The following is a 17,682-nucleotide window of genomic DNA, read 5'->3' on the forward strand; positions in this document are numbered from 1 at the left end:
CCGCGTGCGCCTTCCTCACGCAGAGAATTGTGACCCAGGTCACACTCGAATCCGGGATTTCCGGGGAGCGAGTCCCCGTTTAGCTGGGTGACACTGGAACCGGGGAACGCGTCCCCGTTTCTCGAGACCTGGAAGGAGCGCTCATGGTCAAGCTCAGCGACCCGCCCATCGGTGGCCCGTCGAGTGGCGTCAAGCCTGCCGTGGGCCTCCGGCGCCGCGCTGACGCGGCGCGGAACCGGGCCCGGATCCTGGACGCGGCGCAGGACGCCTTCGTCGAGTTCGGCGCGGACGTGCCGCTCGACGAGATCGCCCGTCGGGCGGGCGTCGGCAACGCCACCATCTACCGCCACTTCCCGGACCGCCGCAGCCTCGTGCACGGCGTGGTGCTGGAAGTGATGGAACGGGCGATCGCCGTCGCGGAACAGGCCTTCGCCGAGGAGGCGGACGCGTTCGACGCGTTGAGCCGCCTCGTCCACGACTCCGTCAACTGGAAGATCGGCGCCCTGTGTCCGATGCTCTCCGAGTGGACGGACCTGGAGGAGGCCGCGATCTTCGCGACGAAGGAGCGGCTGGACGCGGCAGTCCAGCGCATCCTCGACGCGGCTCAGGCGGCCGGCACCCTGCGTGACGACGTGACAAGTCCGGACGTGATGATGGCCGTGGCCCAGCTGGCCCGGCCGTTCCCGGGCGCGGGCTACAACAGCCTGCAGCCCTTCGTCCACCGCCACCTGCAGTTGCTGCTCGACGGCCTGCGTGCCCCGGCGCACACGCCGCTGCCAGGCAGCCCCCTGACCTTGGAGGACGTGCGTCGGGAGTGCATTCTCTCGGCCTCGCAGCGCGGTGGTCGGCAATGACGCCAGACCTGCGCGGCGGCTTCTCCGCCTCGAATCGACCGACTGAATGACCGAGTGATCGGCTGATCGACCGAACGATCTGATGCCGCGAAATCTCGCGACATTTCACTTGACCGACCGTCATGGTCCGTCAGCACCCAACCTTTGCACGCCCTCTTATGCCCGCATGCGCCCGCAATGCGACGAGGGCGGCACCGTCCGCCGCACCTTCTCCGGGGATACCCTCATGTCTGAATCCGCAGTATTCACGTCAGCCGCTCAGGCGACGCCACACCTCGACCCAAAGCGATGGAAGGCCCTGGTCTTCATCGCCATCGCCCAGCTGATGGTGGTGCTGGACGCCACTGTCGTGAACATCGCGCTGCCGCACGCGCAGCAGAGTCTGCACATCTCCGACGCCAACCGGCAATGGGTGATCACCGCCTACAGCCTGGCCTTCGGCGGTCTGCTGCTCTTCGGCGGTCGCGTGGCGGACCTCTGGGGGCGTAGGAAGGCCTTCATCGTCGGCCTGATCGGCTTCGCGCTCGCCTCCGCCCTCGGTGGCGCAGCGGTCAACGCCACAATGCTGCTCGGCGCTCGCGCCCTCCAGGGTGTCTTCGGCGCCCTGCTCGCGCCCGCCGCGCTCTCGCTGCTCGCGGTGACCTTCACCGAGGCCAAGGAGCGGGCCACCGCCTTCGGCATCTTCGGCGCGATCGCCGGCGCCGGCGGTGCCGTCGGCCTGCTGCTCGGCGGTGCGCTGACCGAGTACTTCAACTGGCGCTGGGCGCTCTACGTCAACATCATCTTCGCCATCATCGCCGTGATCGGCGCGACGGTCTTCATCGAGGAGCGCGACGACCAGCGCAACCGCAGCCGTCTGGACATCCCCGGCGTGCTGCTGGCCACGTCCGGCCTGGTCGCCCTGGTCTACGGCTTCACCAAGGCGGAGGAGTCCGGCTGGGGTTCGGCCACCACCATCGGTCTCTTCGTGGCCTCCGTGGTGCTGCTGGCCCTGTTCGTCCTGGTCGAGTCGCGGACCAAGGCCCCGCTGCTGCCGCTCCGCGTGGTGCTCGACCGCAACCGCGGTGGCGCCTACCTGGGCCTGGGCCTGGCGATCATCGGGATGTTCGGTCTCTTCCTCTTCATGACCTACTACCTGCAGGGCATCAAGCAGTACTCGCCGGTCATGACCGGCGTGGCGTTCCTGCCGATGGTGGTCGGCATGATCACCGGCTCGACCCAGATCGGCACCCGGCTGATGACCCGCATCCCCGCCCGCTGGCTGATGGGTCCGGGTCTGCTGGTCGCCTCGCTGGGCATGCTGATGCTCACTCAGATGAAGGTGGACAGCAACTACTGGACGCTGATCCTCCCCGCCGAGTTCCTGCTCGGACTGGGCATGGGTACCTCGTTCATGCCGGCCATGAGCCTGTCGACCCTCGGCATCCGGCCGCAGGACGCGGGCGTGGCCTCGGCGATGATCAACACCTCGCAGCAGGTCGGCGGTTCGATCGGCACCGCGCTGCTGAACACCATCGCCGCCAGCGCCACCACCAGCTGGCTGGTCGCCCACCATGTCGCCGACCCGCGCAACCCGCTCGCGCAGGTGCACGGCTACACGGTGGCGATCTGGTGGGCGGTGGGCCTCATGCTCGTCGCCTCGGCCCTGGTCTTCGTCCTGGTCAACGCCGGTCGCCCGGCCACCCACGCGGTCGCCGGCGGCGGCGCGGGTGCCGAGGAGGGCGCCGACGCGGTCCCGGTGGTCATGCACTGACCCGACCCCGTCCCCGGCGGCGTACGGACGACCACGGCCCCTGCACACCACTTCGGTGGCGTGCAGGGGCCGTTGTGCGCCCCGGATCTCCTCCGCCGCCCGCGTATTTCCGTTGCGGACCATGGTCGGAACATGGCTTGATAGGCACAGCGACCGGACGTGACAGGCCGGTCCCCGAGGTGGTGGAGAGGAGGCAGTCCCGATGCGGGTCGAGTTGCGACGCAGGCGCCACATCAGCGCCGCCGCCTCCCTGCGGCGACGCCCCTCCTCCACCGCCTGCGGCTTGCCGGGCTGACGCGCCCGGTTCCACGGCACCGGCCGTTCCTACCGCACCCCACGAACGGGATCTGCGGGAACGGGCCCTGCCGTCCTCAGACTTGTAGCCTGTTCCCAGGAGAACACTTCCATGTCGTACACCGAGTTCCCGGGCATCAACGTGCCCATCCGCATGTGGACCGACCCCGCGACGGTCGAGGGTCAGGCGCTGCAGCAGCTGCGCAACATCTCCTCGCTGCCGTGGATCCACGGTCTCGCGGTCATGCCCGACGTCCATCTGGGCAAGGGCGCCACGGTCGGTTCCGTGATCGCCATGAAGGGCGCCGTCTGCCCAGCCGCGGTCGGCGTCGACATCGGCTGCGGGATGAGCGCGGTGAAGACCACGCTCACCGCCCGCGACCTGCCCGACAACCTCTCCCGGCTGCGTTCGCGCATCGAGCGGGTCATCCCGGTCGGTCGTGGTCTGCACTCCGACCCGGTCGACCCGACCCGGATCCACGGCTTCACCTCGGGCGGCTGGGACGACTTCTGGTCCCGGTTCGACGAGTTGACCCCGGCGGTCAAGGCGCGGCGTGAGCGTGCCCTGCAGCAGATGGGGTCACTCGGCTCGGGCAACCACTTCGTCGAGGTCTGCCTCGACAAGTCCGGCTCGGTGTGGCTGATGCTGCACTCCGGTTCCCGCAACATCGGCAAGGAGCTCGCCGAGCACCACATGGGCGTCGCCCGCTCGCTCCCGCACAACCAGGGCCTGGTCGACCGCGACCTGGCGGTCTTCATCGCGGCCACGCCGCAGATGGAGGCCTACCGGTCCGACCTGTTCTGGGCGCAGGAGTACGCGCAGCGCAACCGCGCAGTGATGATGGCGCTGTTCCAGGACGCCGTCCGGAGCGAGTTCCCCAAGGCCAGGGTCGGATTCGAAGAAGTGATCAGCTGCCACCACAACTACGTGGCGGAGGAGCGCTACGACGGCGAGGACCTGCTCGTCACCCGCAAGGGCGCGATCCGCGCGGGCGCGGGAGACCACGGCATCATCCCGGGCTCGATGGGCACCGGCTCCTACATCGTGCGTGGCCTGGGAAACGCGGACGCGTTCAACTCGGCCTCGCACGGCGCGGGTCGGAAGATGTCCCGGACGGCGGCGAAGAAGCGCTTCGGCGTCCGCGACCTGGAGGAGCAGACCCGGGGGGTGGAGTGCCGCAAGGACTCCGGTGTGGTCGACGAGATCCCGGGCGCGTACAAGTCGATCGAGAAGGTCATGGCCCAACAGACCGACCTGGTCGAGGTCGTGGCCGAGTTGAAGCAGGTCGTCTGCGTCAAGGGTTGATGGGTGGCACGAGTACGGGTGCGGGCGCGAGCCGTGAAGGTTCGCGTCCGCATCCTCCTGGTCGGCGTCAGGACCAGGAGACATGAGCACCCGGGTCATCGGCGAGGAGGAGCCGCCCGAGCACCTCCGATTCGCCGACCACCTGCGAGCACTTGCAGAGGTGCGGGACGAGGACGAGCCCGGCCTGGTGACCACGGTTCTCACGGACCCGGACCTGGTGATGGCGCAGTCCGCGATCGTCCGGCACCTCGACAGGCGGGCAAGCGCCCTGCTGGAAAGCCCAGAGTACGCATCCTGGGCACAGGCCATGGCCGGGATCGTCGAACCGCGCCCCTTCCTGGTCCAGCGGCTTCACGAGTGGTCGCTGTTCAGGGCTGTTGCGCTGGCGCAGCCGTGGATTCCTAGTGCGCTGACCGACTCGTCGGACTGGCTGCAGCGCAAGATCGCCGAGAGCCTGGACTCCTCCGATGCTCTCGCCGTCCTGGCTGAGACCGGCCGCACCCGACGGGTCCGGAACACCGCCAGATCCGCTCTCACTCGGAGGCGTAGCCGCTGATATGTCATCCACGCCTTGAGGGATGGCAATTCCTCAAGCTGTGAGGGCGCCGTCTGAGCAAGATGACGAACCCGAGGGCGGCCGGGAACGGCATCTTGGCTGTGGGGCTGGGCTGAGCAATTGTCAAAACGTGTGGTTTGCAATGTTGATGATCTCCTGGCGGAGGCTGGGGTTGGTGAACAGAGCGGATGCAGTGGTGTCGGTGGACGGGGCGTCGGTGAGTCCGGCGTAGGTGCCGCCCGCTTCCTCGACGATGGGGACGAGCGCTGCGATGTCCCAGGGGCCGGCTCCGAGCAGGAGGAACGCGTCGAGTTGTCCCGTGGCGACCAGCAGGGCGCCGTGGCAGGTTCCGGTTCCGGTGGAGGGCTTGCGGATCGGGCCGGATGAACGTGTGGGGTCGGTCCAGTCCGCCTCTGGTCTGGTGCTACGGACGGCGGCGGCGATGCGGGCGGCGACGGTCAGATCGGCTGGACTCAAGCGCGCGGGCGGGGGCCAGATGCCGATGGCAGCGTCGCCGAGGTTGCTCGCGCCGGTGATGGTCACACGCTCAACGGGTGCGGAGGCGGCGGGATCCGTGGCTTGTGTCCATGCGCCGGTTCCTCGAGCTGCCCACCAGCGGCGGCGCAGGGCCGGTGCGGTGACCAACCCCAGCACAACGGTGCCGTCTTCTTCGAGTGCGATCAGGGTGCTCCATTCCGGCTCGCCGGCCAGGAAGCTGGCGGTGCCGTCGATGGCGTCGATGACCCAGCGACGTTGCCCGCACCCTGCGGCGCCGAATTCCTCGCCGAGCACGGCATCGCCGGGGCGTTCTCGCTGGATCAAGTTGCGCAGGGTGTGTTCGATCTGCTCGTCGGCGACGCTGACGGGGCTCCCATCGCTCTTGGCGCGCCACGCGGTGCCGCCAGAGCGGAAGCTCCGCAGTGCGATCGCGTCGGCGGCATCGGCCAGGCGGTGGGCGAATGCGGAGTCGGGATGAGTACAAGTCATGCCGTCACTTTGCCGCGCTCACCCCGGATGCCGTTCTCGAACCTCGCGCCGGAACGGACCGGGGCGACGAGGTGGGCTCCGCTGATCGCTCGCCAGCGGTCCTGGTTCATCCGTCGACAGGGGGACGGGTGAACCAGGACCGTCCGCATGTGCAGATCCCGTGTGTGGGGGGCACGACTTCCCCGGACACATACAGCTGGAGCCAGGTCGTCCGGATGCGTCGACGGAGGCGCCGCGCCGCAGTGGCCAGGGCCGCGCTGCCAAGGGTTTCCGCCGCACACATCCGCAGTCCGTCGGACCGTCAATTACGGGTGTGTGAACTGAATGAGACGGATCCTCAAGGGCGCGGGACGTTTCGTCGGGTGCATGCCGAGCCGATGATACGATCACCTCGCTTTGCGGAGCGGACGGGTCCACCCTGCGGGTGCGGGGGATTCGGCAGCCGGCCGTCAGTTGCCTGAAGAGAGTCTTATGACGGATTACTTGGAGAACCCGGTGCTCTGGGCTCTCGTCGTCGCCCTGCTCGTCGCGGTCGTGCTCGTCGTCCGCCAACGCACGTCGGCCGACGCGTTGCGGCAGCAGATCCACGGGCTCAGAGAGCACTACTCCGATCTGGAGCACCACTACGCGCAGTCCGTCGCCGCGGCCCAGGAGCAGGCCGAGGAAGCGACGAAGACCGTACTCAAGTCCGCCATGCGGACCCTGCAGGGCCTCGCCGCCGAGCAGCAGTTGATCCTCTCCCGGCTGCAGAGCAAGTACGGCGAGTCGGTCATCCTCCAGGACCTGATGGAGATCGACCACACCAACTCCCAGTTCGCCCGGCGCGCGCAGTCCATCGCGGTGCTCTGCGACGGCTGGTTGGGGCGTCACCGCGACGTGGCCTCGGTCTACGACGTGGTCCGCAGCGCCCAGGGCCGGGTGCGTCACTTCCGCCGGGTGGAGATCCTCTCCCAGGTGGACTTCGGCATCTCCAGCCGGGCCGTCGAGCCGGTGGCGCTCGCCCTGGCCGAGCTGCTCGACAACTCGACCAGCTACTCCAGCCCGGACACCGTCGTCGAGATCAACATCCGCACCGTGCCCAAGGGCGTGGTCATCGTCGTGGACGACGCCGGTGTCGGCATGAACGACGAGGAGCGGGCCCGCGCCGACCGACTGCTCAACACCGATCGGGTCTCGGGTGTCGCGGGTCTCGGCAATCCGCCGCAGTTCGGCCTGGCGGTCATCGGAGTGCTCTGCGAGCGCTTCGGCTTCGAGGTGTCGGTCGACTCCTCGTCCCCCTACGGAGGCGTGCGGGCGGTGGTCCTGCTGCCGCACGAACTGCTGACCAGCATGCCCGAGAAGAAGACACCCGCCCCGGCCGCGCCCGCCGCGGCCCCGGTCCCGCCGCCTGCCATGCTCCCCGAGCCCGGTCTGCCGGTCGGTGCGACCGCGGACGGCCTGCCGATGCGTCGGCGCAAGCGGCCGATGGCGATCGTGCCCACGGGCGAGCAGGGCCCGGCTTCCGCGCCGCGTTCCGGCGCGCAGACCGCCGCGATCATGGGCGCCTTCCAGCGGGGCACCCGGTCGGGCCGGGCTGTGCAACCGGACGGTGCGGACCAGACGAGCACCCTGCGTGGTGCAAGCAGTGAAGGGCATGACTTCTCGTGAACAACGATCTGTCTTGGATGCTCGACAGCGCCCTGGAGATTCCCGGGGCCCTGCACGCGGTCCTGATCTCCGCCGACGGTCTGCTGATGGCCCGGACGCAGGACTTCCACAAGGACAACGCGGACCGGGTCGCCGCCGCCATGAGCGGTGTGCAGTCGCTCAGTCGATCGCTCGGGTTCTTCTGTGAGGACTCGAGTCAGCAGTGGCGGCAGACCCTGGTCGAGTTCGACGGCGGCTGGGTGTTCCTGATCTCCGCCGGTGAGGGCGCCTACCTCGCCGTCTCCGCCACGCCGGAGGTCGACATGCAGGACATCACCTTCCGCATGCAGCAACTCGTCGGCCAGCTGGGCAAGTTCCTCGCCGCTCCGCCGCGCGAGAACCTCGGGGCGCATTCATGACCCGCCCCGAGGAGTGGGAGCCGGAGTCCGCCGCCTTAGTTCGGCCGTACGTCATCACCAAGGGACGCGGTCTGCCGGACGACGGCGATCTCTCCCTGATCACGCTGGTCACGGCGGCTCCCGACCAGGGGCAGCGGCCCACCCGGCTGTCGCCGGAGGAGCTGCGGCTGCTGGACCTCTGCTCCGCCGGCTACCTCTCGGTGGCCGAGATAGCGGGGCACACCCGGCTGCCGTTGGGCGTGGTCCGGATCGTGCTGGCGGCCCTCAAGGACGGTGGCTACGTGCTCACCCGCCCGCCGGTGGCCCGCGCCCGTCTTGCCGACAAGGAGCTCCTGGAGGAGGTGCTCAATGGCCTCCGAGCCAAGTTTGGATGAACGCCCGCGTCTTGACGCACGCCGGAACCTGGGCGAGGGCGACTACGTCTCCGCCGGGGCCACCCAGACGGCGGTGAAGATCCTCGTCGTCGGGCACTTCGCGGTGGGCAAGACCACGTTCATCGGGTCGATCTCCGAGATCGAGCCGTTGTCCACCGAGGAGACGATGACCCGGGCAGCCGAGGCCATCGACGACCTCAAGGGAGTCCGGGGGAAGACGACCACCACGGTCGCCATGGACTTCGGCCGACTCACCATCAGCGAACGCGTGGTGCTCTACCTCTTCGGCACGCCCGGCCAGATGCGGTTCGTGCAGATGTGGGAGGACATGGCCCGGGGCGCTCTCGGCGCGCTGGTCCTCGTCGACCCGGAGAGGCTCGCCGACTCGTTCGCCGTGATCGACCTGATCGAGCAGTACGGACTCGACTACGCGATCGCCGTCAACCACTTCGACGGCAATCCGGAGCGCGCCGAAGCCTCGCTGCGGGAGGCGCTGGACCTCCTCGACGACACCCCCGTCGTCACCTGCGACGCGCGCGACGAGCAGTCGTCGGCCGCCGCACTGACCACCCTCGTCAGCTATTTGCTGGCCCGCGCGGGCTAGGAGCCACACGCAGACATGGACGCTCGCTCTTCCACCCCGGTTCCCCCGCCCGGGTGCCCGGCGCACGCCCTGGGCGGCCGAGTGCCGCTGTACGGGCCGGAGTTCGCGGCCGACCCGCAGGCGTACTACTCCTACCTGCGCGGTTACGGGCCGACCGCCCCGGTCGAGCTCGCCCCGGGCGTCGAGGCCACCCTGGTCACCGACTACCAGGCCGCGTTGCGTCTGCTGCAGGACTCGGCGTCCTTCCGCAAGGACTCGCGCCGCTGGCGGGAGTTGAACGAGGGCAGGGTGCCGGCGGACAGCCCGGTGCTGCCGCTGCTCGCGTACCGGTCCAACTGCATGTTCACCGACGGCGCCGAGCATTTGAGGCTCCGTCAGGCGGTGACCGACAGCATGGCCCGGGTCGAGCAGCGACGCGTGACCCGCATCACCGAGCAGGCCTCCAACTACCTCATCTCCCAGTTCAGCAACCGGGGTTCGGTCGACCTGCTCGGCGACTACGCCAAGCAGCTGCCGCTCTTCGTCTTCAACGAGCTCTTCGGTTGCCCCGCCGACATCGGCGACCGCGTGATGTTCGGCATCACCGGGATATTCGACGGCATCAACGCCGAGCAGGCGGCCGGTGTGCTCTTCGGCGCAGTCGGGGAACTGGTCGCGCTCAAGCGCAGTCGGCCCGGCGACGACGTCGCCTCGTGGCTGATGCAGCATCACTCGCAGCTGAACGACGAGGAGCTGCTCCACCAGCTGGCGCTGCTGCTGGGCGCCGGCGTGGAGCCGCTGCGCAACCTCGTCGGAAACGTGCTGCACCGGGTGCTCACCGACGACGGCTACGCGCACAAGGGCGGGCCGATCGACGACGCGCTGGACGACACGCTGTGGGAGAACCCGCCCATGGCGAACTTCGCGGCGCACTATCCGGTGACCGACATGGAGTTCGCCGGCCAGCTGGTGCGGGCCGGGGAGCTGATGCTGGTCAGCCTCGCCGCCGCCAACACCAGCCCGGAGCTCTCCGCGGCGCGCGCGGCCAACAGCCGGGCCCACCTGGCCTGGAGCGCAGGCCCGCACGCCTGCCCGTCCAAGGAACCGGCCCGTCAGATCACGGTGACGGCCGTCGAGAACCTGCTCAACCAGCTCCCGGACCTCGAACTCGCCGTCCCTGAGCGGAGCCTGACATGGCGTCCCGGCAGCTTCAGTCGCGGGCTGAACTCCCTGCCTGCACGGTTCACCCCAGCCGAGATCACTCATCGGCCCGGCGCGCAGACGCAGCGTTCGGAGCCGTCGGCCCGGGTCGGGCGGAGCGTGCCGGAGGCCGGCAAGGTCGAAAAGGGCGGTCGTTGGAGCCAGTTCCTCGGCTGGCTGAAGGGGTGACCCGCCTCCGGCGCTGCTGATCTGCGGAGGGCAGAAAGCAGCGAGCAGCGAGTCGAGGGCAGTGAGTCGAGGGCAGAAAGCCGAGAGTAGAGAAACCCCCGCGGATCCTGGTGATCCGCGGGGGCTCGGTGCTTCTCCGGGCCGCCGGGTGGGCTGCGCCCGTCCTGGGCTCAGACGTTCTGCAGCTGCGTCAGTTCGACCAGTTCGCTCAGCGCACGCAGGGCGCTCAGTTCGCTCGTCGGACTGGTCCTGGCCGCTGCGCCGAGTTGGGCCAGGTACCCACCGAAGTCGACCTGGACCGAGCTGCCTTCGGAGAGCCCGTAGCGCTCCGCGATGCTGCCCAGGTACGCGTCGATCTCCCGGCGCATCTCCTCCGCCGGAGGAAGCTCGAACTCGCCCTCGACGATTCCGGCCACCCACTCGGCCTGGGCCTCCACGAGGCGGGTGATCGAGCCCACGGGGCGGATCAGGCCCACGAAGAGCAGCCCGGGCAGGTCCGGCGAGGCGATCCGGCGGTAGAGCCGGACCGGCCCCTCCGGGCTCAACGGGCAGTTGTCGGGCAGGAACGGGAAGTCCATGCGGAAGCCGGTGCAGTAGACGATCGCGTCCGCCGCCACCGAGGTGCCGTCGGTGAAGACGACCCGGTCGCCGTCCAGCGACGCGATGGCGGGCTTCGGCGTCACCGCGCCGTGGCGGATCCGGCTGAGGATCTCGTCCGAGATCGTGATGGCCGAGGAGAAGATCGGGTGGTCGGGCTCGGGCAGCCCGTAGTCGGACAGTTTGCCGCGCGCCACCAGCAGCGACTGCTCGATGAAGTGGACCTGCTCGGCGAGGGACATGTCGGTGAACAGGGGCGCGTCGGCGATGAGGTCCACGGGTGTGCCGTAGAGCTGTTTGGGCACGATGTGCAGGGCCCGGCGCACGGAGAGCACCGTCTGCTCGGTGTGTCGGGAGAGGTCGGCGGCGATGTCCACCGCGGACGCGCCCAGGCCCACCACCACGACCCGCTTTCCGGCGAAGTCCTGGCCGTCCATGTAGTCCATGGAGTGGAGAATTGTTCCTGCAAACGACTCGGCGCCCGGGGGTAACGGGTTCGGCAGCGCGGGCAGCGAGTGGTGTCCGGAGGCGACGACCACATGGTCGAAGCTCCGCCGTGTTTCCACCCCTTCGGCGTTCCGACTCGTGACCGTCCATCGCCCGTCGGGCTCCTGCTCGACGGCGACCACCTCGGTGCGCAGCTCGACATGGGGCGTCAGACCGGCCCAGTCGGCGAAGGACCGCAGGTAGGCGGCGACTTCGTGGTGCCGGGGATAGTGCGGCAGCTCGTCCGCCATCGGGAAGTCGGCGTAGCAGGTGAGCTGCTTGGCGGTGTTGAGGTGCAGCGCCTGGTACCCCGGACCCGGCTCACCGGCTCCCGGCATGCGCCAGATGCCGCCGACGTCCGCCGCCTTCTCCACGCAGACGAAGTCGACGCCCCTCCGTCTGAGCGCGTGTGCGGCTGCCAGTCCTGACAGACCCGCGCCTATCACGCACACGCTCAACGTTCCTCCCCAGGGGCACGGACAAATGCCGGACGTCGTCGAACTCTCACCCGAATTGACTGCCCAACGTATCTTCGCCTCACACCCCATCACATGACGCGGCGGGTGACACTGCGTTCACGGAACGTTCAGACACGGCACGTTGAGCCCGGTGTCGTGTCCTGCGTCACGGGCGGAGGTGTTTCCGGCCAACGGTCCGGAAACAACCCGTTGTCGTGGAACCGCGACTTCACGGGATCGGTACCAAAACGCGTGCCGCCGACCCGGCATGGGTGGGCGGTCCGATTGTTTCCGCAGCAGGTCTTGACGACATGTCAGGGACAGATCCACACTCGCACAGTCGCTGGGAACGTTACCAAGCGCCACCAGTGATCATCGACAAGTGATCAGTCGATCAGCCATCCGTGCTCAACGATCAGATCAGTGATCAGCAACCGACAGGCTCGACAACCCCGCCATCCCGGGAGGTCAGTCATGACGGAAACCGTGCCGCTGCTGGAGGCGCGCGGTGTGACCAAGCGCTTCGGGCAGGTGCAGGCCCTGGACGGAGCGGACTTCACCGCGTACCCCGGTGAGGTCGTCGCCTTGATCGGCGACAACGGCGCCGGCAAGAGCAGCCTGGTGAAGACCCTGTCCGGCGCAATGCGCCCGGACGGCGGATCGATCGTGGTCGACGGCCGGGAGGTGCAGCTCCACTCGCCCCAGGACGCGCGCCGTGTCGGCATCGAGACGGTCTATCAGGACCTGGCCCTCGCCCCGGACCTGGACGCGTCGGTCAACCTGCACCTCGGCCGGGAACTGCGACGCGGCGGTCTGCTGGGTCGGCTCGGCGTGCTCGACCGGGCCGCGATGCGGCGGGCGGCCGTCACCGCCTTCGCCGAGCTGGGCGTGGAGCTGCCGGACGTGTCGGTGTCCGTCGCCACGCTCTCCGGCGGCCAACGGCAGTCCGTCGCGGTGGCGCGGGCGGTGGCGTTCGCCCACCGGATCATCTTCATGGACGAGCCGACCGCAGCGCTCGGCGTGGTGCAGCGCGGGCGCGTGCTGGACACCATCCGCCGGGTCAGGGACCGGGGCATCACCGTCGTGCTGATCAGCCACAACATGCCGGAGGTGCTCAGCGTCTCCGACCGGATCGAGGTGCTGCGCCTCGGCAGGCGCGTGGCACGTTTCGACGCCGCGGGCACGTCCGTCGAGGAACTCGTCGGCGCGATGACCGGCGCGTTGGAACTCAGACCGGACTCCACGGACGTGGGGTCGACGGCGGTGGGGTCGACGGACGTGGGGCCGACAGGGCCGACCGACCTGAGGAAGCCCATGAGGCCGACGCCGGGGGAGACGGGGGAGGACGGATCGTGAACCTCTGGCTGCAACTGCGGCGGTTACGGGAGCCGTTGACGACGGTGGCCCGTAGGACCGGCCTGTCCCGGCTCGGGGCCTTCAACGAGACCTGGACCTTCCTGATCCTGGCCGTCCTGGTCCTCTACTTCACCCTGGCGGCACCGGGTAAGTTCCTCACCACCTACGACCTGACCCAGATCGCCACCAACGCCGCCATCTACCTGGTCCTCGGCGTCGGCATGACCTTCGTCATCATCACGGCGGGCATCGACCTCTCCGTCGGCTCGATACTCGTGCTCTCCGCAGTGCTCTCCGCCGAGTACACGGTCCACCACGGCGGAGCGAACTCCGGTTGGGGCGCGGTCGCGATCAGCTCGCTGATCGCGCTGGTGACCGGACTGCTCTGGGGAGCGCTCCAAGGCTGGCTGGTCGCCAAGGCGAAGGTGCCGCCGCTCATCGTCACGCTCGGCGGGTTCGGTGCGGCGCTCGGCATCGCCGAGATCGTCACCAAGGGGGAGGACCCGACCGGCGCGGTCTCGTCCAAGCTCCAGGAGTCGATCGGCTTCGGCAAGCTCTTCGGGCAGATCCCCTGGCTGGTCGTGATCGCCTTCGTCACCACGCTGGTGTTCGCCCTGATCCTGGCCCGGACCCGGTTCGGGCTGCACACCTACGCCATCGGCTCGAACCCTGAAGCGGCGCGGCGGGCCGGTGTCGCCGTCGACCGGCAGCTGATCACGGTCTACGCGCTCACAGGTCTGCTCTGCGGTCTGGGCGCGGTGATGTGGCTGGCCTACTTCGGCACCACCAGCATCGCCGGGCACGCGACCGACAACCTCACCGTGATCACGGCGGTCGTGCTGGGCGGCGCCAGCCTCTTCGGCGGGCGCGGCTCCGTGCTGGGCACGGTGATCGGCGTCTTCATCCCGGCGGTGCTCACCACCGGGCTGATCATCATCGGCGTGCAGCAGTACTGGCAGGACGTCACCATCGGCGCGGTGCTGGTCCTGGCCGTCTATCTGGACCAGCTGCGCCGTCGTCGACGCGAACACACCTGATCGATCACTTGATCACTCGGCCACTCGACTGATCGGACGCTCGACCACAACCACCATCACCCTCAACACCGGCGAGTGAAAGAGAAACGCCCACGGGAGGTTCCTCATGCGCAGACCGTCCGCGAAACTGATCGGCTGTGGTGCCGTGCTGGCTCTGGTCACCGCGACCGCCGCCTGCAGCAGCTCCGGGTCGTCGTCCGGCTCGTCGTCCGGAGGGAGTTCGGGTGGCACCGGTGCCAACTCCGGCGCGGGAAAGACCATGGAGCTGATCACCGGGGTCAAGAGCGACCCCTTCTACATCACCATGTCCTGTGCCGCCCAGCAGGAGGCCACCAGGCTCGGCGTGAAGCTGACCGTGGACGGCTCCGCCCAGTGGGACGTCTCGGTCCAGCGGCCGATCCTGGACTCCGTCGCCGCGACCCACCCCGACGGCCTGCTGATCTCGCCGGTCGACAGCACCGCGCTGACCCCGTCCCTGCAGCAGATCCAGGGCTCGGGCACCAAGGTGGTGCTGGTCGACACCTCGGTGACCGACCCGTCCGTCGGCGTCTCCCGGATCTCCTCCGACAACGAGGCGGGCGGGCGTCAGGCCGCCGACGCGCTGGCCCAGTTGATGGGGAACAAGGGATCGGCGATCGTGATCAGCGTCAAGCCGGGCGTCTCCACCACCGATGCCCGGATCAAGGGCTTCACCGAGGAGATGCAGGCCAAGCACCCGCAGATCACGCTGCTTCCGGTGCTCTACGACAACGACCTGCCGGCCACCGCGGCCTCGCAGATCCAGTCGACGCTCGCGGCCCACCCGGACCTCGGCGGCGTCTTCGCCGGGAACACCAACACCGCGCAGGGAATCTCCACCGGTCTCCAGGCCGCGGGCAAGCAGGGGAAGGTCAAGGTCGCCGCCTTCGACGCCGAGCCGGACGAGGTCACCGCGCTGAAGAACGGCACGCTCGACGTTCTGGTGGCGCAGAACCCGGCACAGATCGGTACCCAGGGCGTCGACCAGGCGCTGGCGGCGATCGAAGGAAAGCCGGTCCAGTCGTCGATCGCCACGACCATGGTGGCGATCACCCGGGCCACCATGAACGATCCTTCGTCCAGCAAGTACTTCTACAAGTCGGCATGCTGACGGGCGCTTCCCGCTCGCTTTTCCCGCTCACTTGCTCGTTCGCTCACCGGATGTCGTCGGCCCTGAAGGAGAGGGACATCCATGACGCAGGCACCCGGGCGGCGCCCGACGATGCGGGACGTCGCCCGGGAGGCGGGCGTCAGCCCGATGACCGTCTCCCGGGTCCTCTCCGGCGAGCCGGGCGTCTCGGCCGAGAAGGCGGCAAGCGTGGAGCGGGCCGTGCGGCGGCTCGGCTACCGCCGTAACGACCTCGCCCGGATGCTGCGCCGCAAGGGCGCGGGCAGCCGCACCATCGGGCTGGTCGTCGACGATCTGGCCAACCCCTTCTACGCGTTGATGGCCCGTTCGGTCGAGGACGCGGCCTACCGGCAGGGTTATGTGGTGCTGGTCGGCAGCACCAACGACGACCGCAGGCGGGAGCGCGAGGTGATCGCCGCCTTCTGCTCCCGCCAGGTGGACGGCCTGATCCTGGTCCCCACCTGCGGCAGCCACGGCTTCCTCCGGCCCTGGACCGAGACCGGCACCCGGGTGGTCTGCCTCGACCGGCCCGCGCGCGGGCTCGACGTGGACACCGTGACGGTGGACAACCGCGCGGGCGCCCGCGGCGCGGTGGAGCACCTGCTCGACCACGGTCACCGCCGGATCGCCTACCTCGGCGACCGCCTTGACATCTGGACCCAGCGGGAGCGCCATCTCGGCTACCGCGAGGCGCTGGCCGCACGCGGCGTCGCGGCCGTCCCCGAACTCCTTTGCCACGGCCTGCGCTCCCGCACGGAGGCGGCGTCGGCGGTGGCGGCGATGCTCGCGGCGGACGGTCCGCCGACGGCGCTCTTCGCAACAAACGGTCTGATCAGCGCGGGCGCGCTGGACGCCGTCCGCGCGGGAGCTGGAGCGGGCGCAGGCGCAGGCGGGAGCGCAGGCGACGGCGCTCCGGGCGCAGGTGACGACCCGGCGATCGTCGGCTTCGACGACCTTCCGTTTGCTGATCGACTCGATCAACCGCTCACCGTGGTCAACCAGGACCCCGCCGCGATCGGCGGCACGGGCGCGGCCCTGCTCTTCGCCCGCATCGAGGGGGACCGCTCCGCACCACGCTCGGTCGTCCTGCTCACCCGCCTCATCCCCCGCGGCTCAGGGGAACGCCCGCCGCTGGCGTGAGCCGTCGTTAGCATGCTGATCAGTGGGATCGACTGAGCGACTGAGATGAGCAGGTAAGTGATGCCAGAGGTACTGAAGGCTCTGCCGTACGGGGCTGGGGATCTGCTGCTCGACGTCCACCGGCCGAACGCGGCGCCGACCGGGACCGTGCTGCTCTGGCACGGGAGCGGTGCACAGGAGCGCGACGTGCTCGGAGCGTTGGCCCAGCAGGCCGCCGCGCGCGGGCTGCTGGTCCTGGTACCGGACTGGCGTCCGGACGCGGAGGACGCGGGCTGGTCCGACCTGCGCGCGTCGGCCGCTTTCCTGCGGCAGCGGGCGGGCGAGTGGGGCGGCGATCCGGAGCACGCGGTACTGGCGGGTTGGTCGCTGGGCGCCCGCGCCGCGATGGCGACCGTCCTTCGGCCCGCCGACGCCTTTGACGGGTGGCGTCCCGCCGCCGTCGTCGGGATCGCCGGCAACTACCTGACCTCGCACGACCCCCGGATGGGCCCGCCCGCCGTCGAGGATCTGGAGACCACCACGCAGCCCGCACTACCGGTCCACCTCGTCCACGGACGCGCGGACCCCGTCGTGGGCGTTCGCAACGCACGTGCGTTCCATGCCGCGTTGGAGCGGCACGCCTGGCCGGTCGCCTACGCCGAGACCGAGACCGACCACGCGGGTGTGGTGATGACCGAGTTCGTCCCGGAGTTGGGCCGATGCCGCCCGGTCCAGGAGGGGCACGCCTTCGCCGCGGGCCTGGCCACAGCCGACGCACTGGCGCTGGCGGCCTCGAGTCCTTCCGGCAGGGGTGCGTCGACGGCATCCTGATGCCATGTCGATCACGTCACAGTCGTCTGAGCAGCAGTCGTCCGAGCCTCAGCTGTCCAAGCAGCATCCGTCCGAGCCTCAGCCGTCCGCATCGCTCTCCCTCGACCTCGCCGAGAAACTGCTCGCCGACAACTTCGCGCCGTGGGTGCTGGATCTGGGCCTGCGCGTGGAGAGCGTCGGTGGGCGCGAGGCGGTGCTGCGACTGCCGTGGTCGGACCGGCTCGCGCGGGAAGGCGGTGGGATGTCGGGGCAGGCCTTGATGGCTGCCGCCGACACCGCCACGGTCGTCGCCGTCGCGGCGGCGCGCGGCGGCTTCGTGCCGATGACGACCGTCCAGTTGTCGACCTCGTTCCAGCGCGCGGTCGTCGGCGCGGACGTGCTCGTGCACGCTCGGATCACCAAGCTCGGCCGCTCCCTTGCCTTTGCGGACATCGTGATGGCCGCAGACGGGGCCCCCTCGGACAGTCCGGCAGCCCAGGCCACCGCCGTCTACGCGCTGCTCGGCTGAAC

General features: G+C 69.4%; 17 protein-coding genes. 15 read left to right on the forward strand and 2 right to left on the reverse strand.

Annotation, left to right across the window (positions count from 1 at the left end; all coding sequences use genetic code 11):
* Positions 1 to 143 precede the first annotated feature (143 nt).
* The 4 genes from ABH928_RS20200 to ABH928_RS20215 all read left to right on the forward strand — a co-directional run bounded on the left by ABH928_RS20200 (position 144) and on the right by ABH928_RS20215 (position 4,763).
* The gene (locus ABH928_RS20200) at positions 144 to 854 is read left to right on the forward strand and encodes a TetR/AcrR family transcriptional regulator (protein ID WP_370068382.1); all 711 of its coding nucleotides are present in this window, start codon (positions 144 to 146) and stop codon (positions 852 to 854) included.
* Between the two features lie 226 nt (positions 855 to 1,080).
* Complete coding sequence (locus ABH928_RS20205; RefSeq protein WP_370068384.1) at positions 1,081 to 2,607, forward strand: MFS transporter; 1,527 nt, start codon at positions 1,081 to 1,083, stop codon at positions 2,605 to 2,607.
* A 406-nt stretch (positions 2,608 to 3,013) separates the two neighbouring features.
* Complete coding sequence (locus ABH928_RS20210) at positions 3,014 to 4,207, forward strand: RtcB family protein (RefSeq protein WP_370068386.1); 1,194 nt, start codon at positions 3,014 to 3,016, stop codon at positions 4,205 to 4,207.
* Between the two features lie 82 nt (positions 4,208 to 4,289).
* A complete protein-coding gene (locus tag ABH928_RS20215) occupies positions 4,290 to 4,763 on the forward strand; it encodes a hypothetical protein (protein WP_370068388.1) in 474 nt (157 codons plus the stop codon).
* Between the two features lie 123 nt (positions 4,764 to 4,886).
* On the opposite strand, the gene ABH928_RS20220 is transcribed toward ABH928_RS20215, so the two are convergent.
* Complete coding sequence (locus tag ABH928_RS20220; protein ID WP_370068390.1) at positions 4,887 to 5,750, reverse strand: inositol monophosphatase; 864 nt, start codon at positions 5,748 to 5,750, stop codon at positions 4,887 to 4,889.
* Positions 5,751 to 6,221: 471 nt separating this feature from the next.
* Between ABH928_RS20220 and ABH928_RS20225 the strand changes: the two genes are divergently transcribed.
* The 5 genes from ABH928_RS20225 to ABH928_RS20245 are packed head-to-tail and all read left to right on the forward strand — an operon-like array spanning position 6,222 to position 10,141.
* A complete protein-coding gene (locus ABH928_RS20225) occupies positions 6,222 to 7,397 on the forward strand; it encodes an ATP-binding protein (protein ID WP_370068392.1) in 1,176 nt (391 codons plus the stop codon).
* Positions 7,394 to 7,795 carry a roadblock/LC7 domain-containing protein gene (locus tag ABH928_RS20230; protein WP_370068394.1) on the forward strand — a complete coding sequence of 134 codons (402 nt, stop codon included), beginning with the start codon at positions 7,394 to 7,396 and terminating at the stop codon, positions 7,793 to 7,795. Before ABH928_RS20225 ends, ABH928_RS20230 begins: the two co-directional genes overlap by 4 nt.
* A complete protein-coding gene (locus tag ABH928_RS20235) occupies positions 7,792 to 8,169 on the forward strand; it encodes a DUF742 domain-containing protein (protein WP_370068396.1) in 378 nt (125 codons plus the stop codon). The genes ABH928_RS20230 and ABH928_RS20235 overlap by 4 nt, the downstream gene beginning before the upstream one ends.
* On the forward strand, positions 8,144 to 8,773 hold the full coding sequence (locus ABH928_RS20240) for an ATP/GTP-binding protein (RefSeq protein ID WP_370068398.1): 630 nt from the start codon (positions 8,144 to 8,146) through the stop codon (positions 8,771 to 8,773). Before ABH928_RS20235 ends, ABH928_RS20240 begins: the two co-directional genes overlap by 26 nt.
* A gap of 15 nt (positions 8,774 to 8,788) precedes the next feature.
* Positions 8,789 to 10,141 (forward strand): cytochrome P450, encoded by a 1,353-nt coding sequence (locus tag ABH928_RS20245; RefSeq protein WP_370068400.1) that lies wholly within the window; start codon positions 8,789 to 8,791, stop codon positions 10,139 to 10,141.
* A gap of 170 nt (positions 10,142 to 10,311) precedes the next feature.
* On the opposite strand, the gene ABH928_RS20250 is transcribed toward ABH928_RS20245, so the two are convergent.
* On the reverse strand, positions 10,312 to 11,682 hold the full coding sequence (locus ABH928_RS20250) for a flavin-containing monooxygenase (protein WP_370068402.1): 1,371 nt from the start codon (positions 11,680 to 11,682) through the stop codon (positions 10,312 to 10,314).
* A 474-nt stretch (positions 11,683 to 12,156) separates the two neighbouring features.
* Between ABH928_RS20250 and ABH928_RS20255 the strand changes: the two genes are divergently transcribed.
* From ABH928_RS20255 to ABH928_RS20280, 6 genes are all read left to right on the forward strand, one after another.
* Positions 12,157 to 13,038, forward strand: a complete 882-nt coding sequence (locus ABH928_RS20255) for an ATP-binding cassette domain-containing protein (RefSeq protein ID WP_370068404.1) — start codon at positions 12,157 to 12,159, stop codon at positions 13,036 to 13,038.
* Positions 13,035 to 14,075, forward strand: a complete 1,041-nt coding sequence (locus ABH928_RS20260; RefSeq protein ID WP_370068406.1) for an ABC transporter permease — start codon at positions 13,035 to 13,037, stop codon at positions 14,073 to 14,075. The genes ABH928_RS20255 and ABH928_RS20260 overlap by 4 nt, the downstream gene beginning before the upstream one ends.
* A 106-nt stretch (positions 14,076 to 14,181) precedes the next feature.
* Positions 14,182 to 15,204: an ABC transporter substrate-binding protein gene (locus ABH928_RS20265; protein WP_370068408.1), complete on the forward strand. Its 1,023-nt coding sequence runs from the start codon at positions 14,182 to 14,184 to the stop codon at positions 15,202 to 15,204.
* An 81-nt stretch (positions 15,205 to 15,285) separates the two neighbouring features.
* The gene (locus tag ABH928_RS20270) at positions 15,286 to 16,362 is read left to right on the forward strand and encodes a LacI family DNA-binding transcriptional regulator (RefSeq protein WP_370068410.1); all 1,077 of its coding nucleotides are present in this window, start codon (positions 15,286 to 15,288) and stop codon (positions 16,360 to 16,362) included.
* 60 nt (positions 16,363 to 16,422) lie between these two features.
* A complete protein-coding gene (locus tag ABH928_RS20275) occupies positions 16,423 to 17,172 on the forward strand; it encodes an alpha/beta hydrolase (RefSeq protein WP_370068412.1) in 750 nt (249 codons plus the stop codon).
* A gap of 10 nt (positions 17,173 to 17,182) precedes the next feature.
* The gene (locus ABH928_RS20280; protein ID WP_370068667.1) at positions 17,183 to 17,680 is read left to right on the forward strand and encodes a PaaI family thioesterase; all 498 of its coding nucleotides are present in this window, start codon (positions 17,183 to 17,185) and stop codon (positions 17,678 to 17,680) included.
* Positions 17,681 to 17,682: the final 2 nt, after the last annotated feature.

The organism is Streptacidiphilus sp. MAP5-3 (assembly GCF_041262505.1).
Classification (GTDB): domain Bacteria; phylum Actinomycetota; class Actinomycetes; order Streptomycetales; family Streptomycetaceae; genus Streptacidiphilus.

Coding starts and splice junctions, on each gene's coding strand:
- ABH928_RS20200 (WP_370068382.1), top strand. CDS start 144: ATGGTCAAGCTCAGCGACCCGCCCATCGGTGGCCCGTCGAGTGGCGTC.
- ABH928_RS20205 (WP_370068384.1), top strand. CDS start 1,081: ATGTCTGAATCCGCAGTATTCACGTCAGCCGCTCAGGCGACGCCACAC.
- ABH928_RS20210 (WP_370068386.1), top strand. CDS start 3,014: ATGTCGTACACCGAGTTCCCGGGCATCAACGTGCCCATCCGCATGTGG.
- ABH928_RS20215 (WP_370068388.1), top strand. CDS start 4,290: ATGAGCACCCGGGTCATCGGCGAGGAGGAGCCGCCCGAGCACCTCCGA.
- ABH928_RS20220 (WP_370068390.1), bottom strand. CDS start 5,750: ATGACTTGTACTCATCCCGACTCCGCATTCGCCCACCGCCTGGCCGAT.
- ABH928_RS20225 (WP_370068392.1), top strand. CDS start 6,222: ATGACGGATTACTTGGAGAACCCGGTGCTCTGGGCTCTCGTCGTCGCC.
- ABH928_RS20235 (WP_370068396.1), top strand. CDS start 7,792: ATGACCCGCCCCGAGGAGTGGGAGCCGGAGTCCGCCGCCTTAGTTCGG.
- ABH928_RS20240 (WP_370068398.1), top strand. CDS start 8,144: ATGGCCTCCGAGCCAAGTTTGGATGAACGCCCGCGTCTTGACGCACGC.
- ABH928_RS20245 (WP_370068400.1), top strand. CDS start 8,789: ATGGACGCTCGCTCTTCCACCCCGGTTCCCCCGCCCGGGTGCCCGGCG.
- ABH928_RS20255 (WP_370068404.1), top strand. CDS start 12,157: ATGACGGAAACCGTGCCGCTGCTGGAGGCGCGCGGTGTGACCAAGCGC.
- ABH928_RS20265 (WP_370068408.1), top strand. CDS start 14,182: ATGCGCAGACCGTCCGCGAAACTGATCGGCTGTGGTGCCGTGCTGGCT.
- ABH928_RS20270 (WP_370068410.1), top strand. CDS start 15,286: ATGACGCAGGCACCCGGGCGGCGCCCGACGATGCGGGACGTCGCCCGG.
- ABH928_RS20275 (WP_370068412.1), top strand. CDS start 16,423: ATGCCAGAGGTACTGAAGGCTCTGCCGTACGGGGCTGGGGATCTGCTG.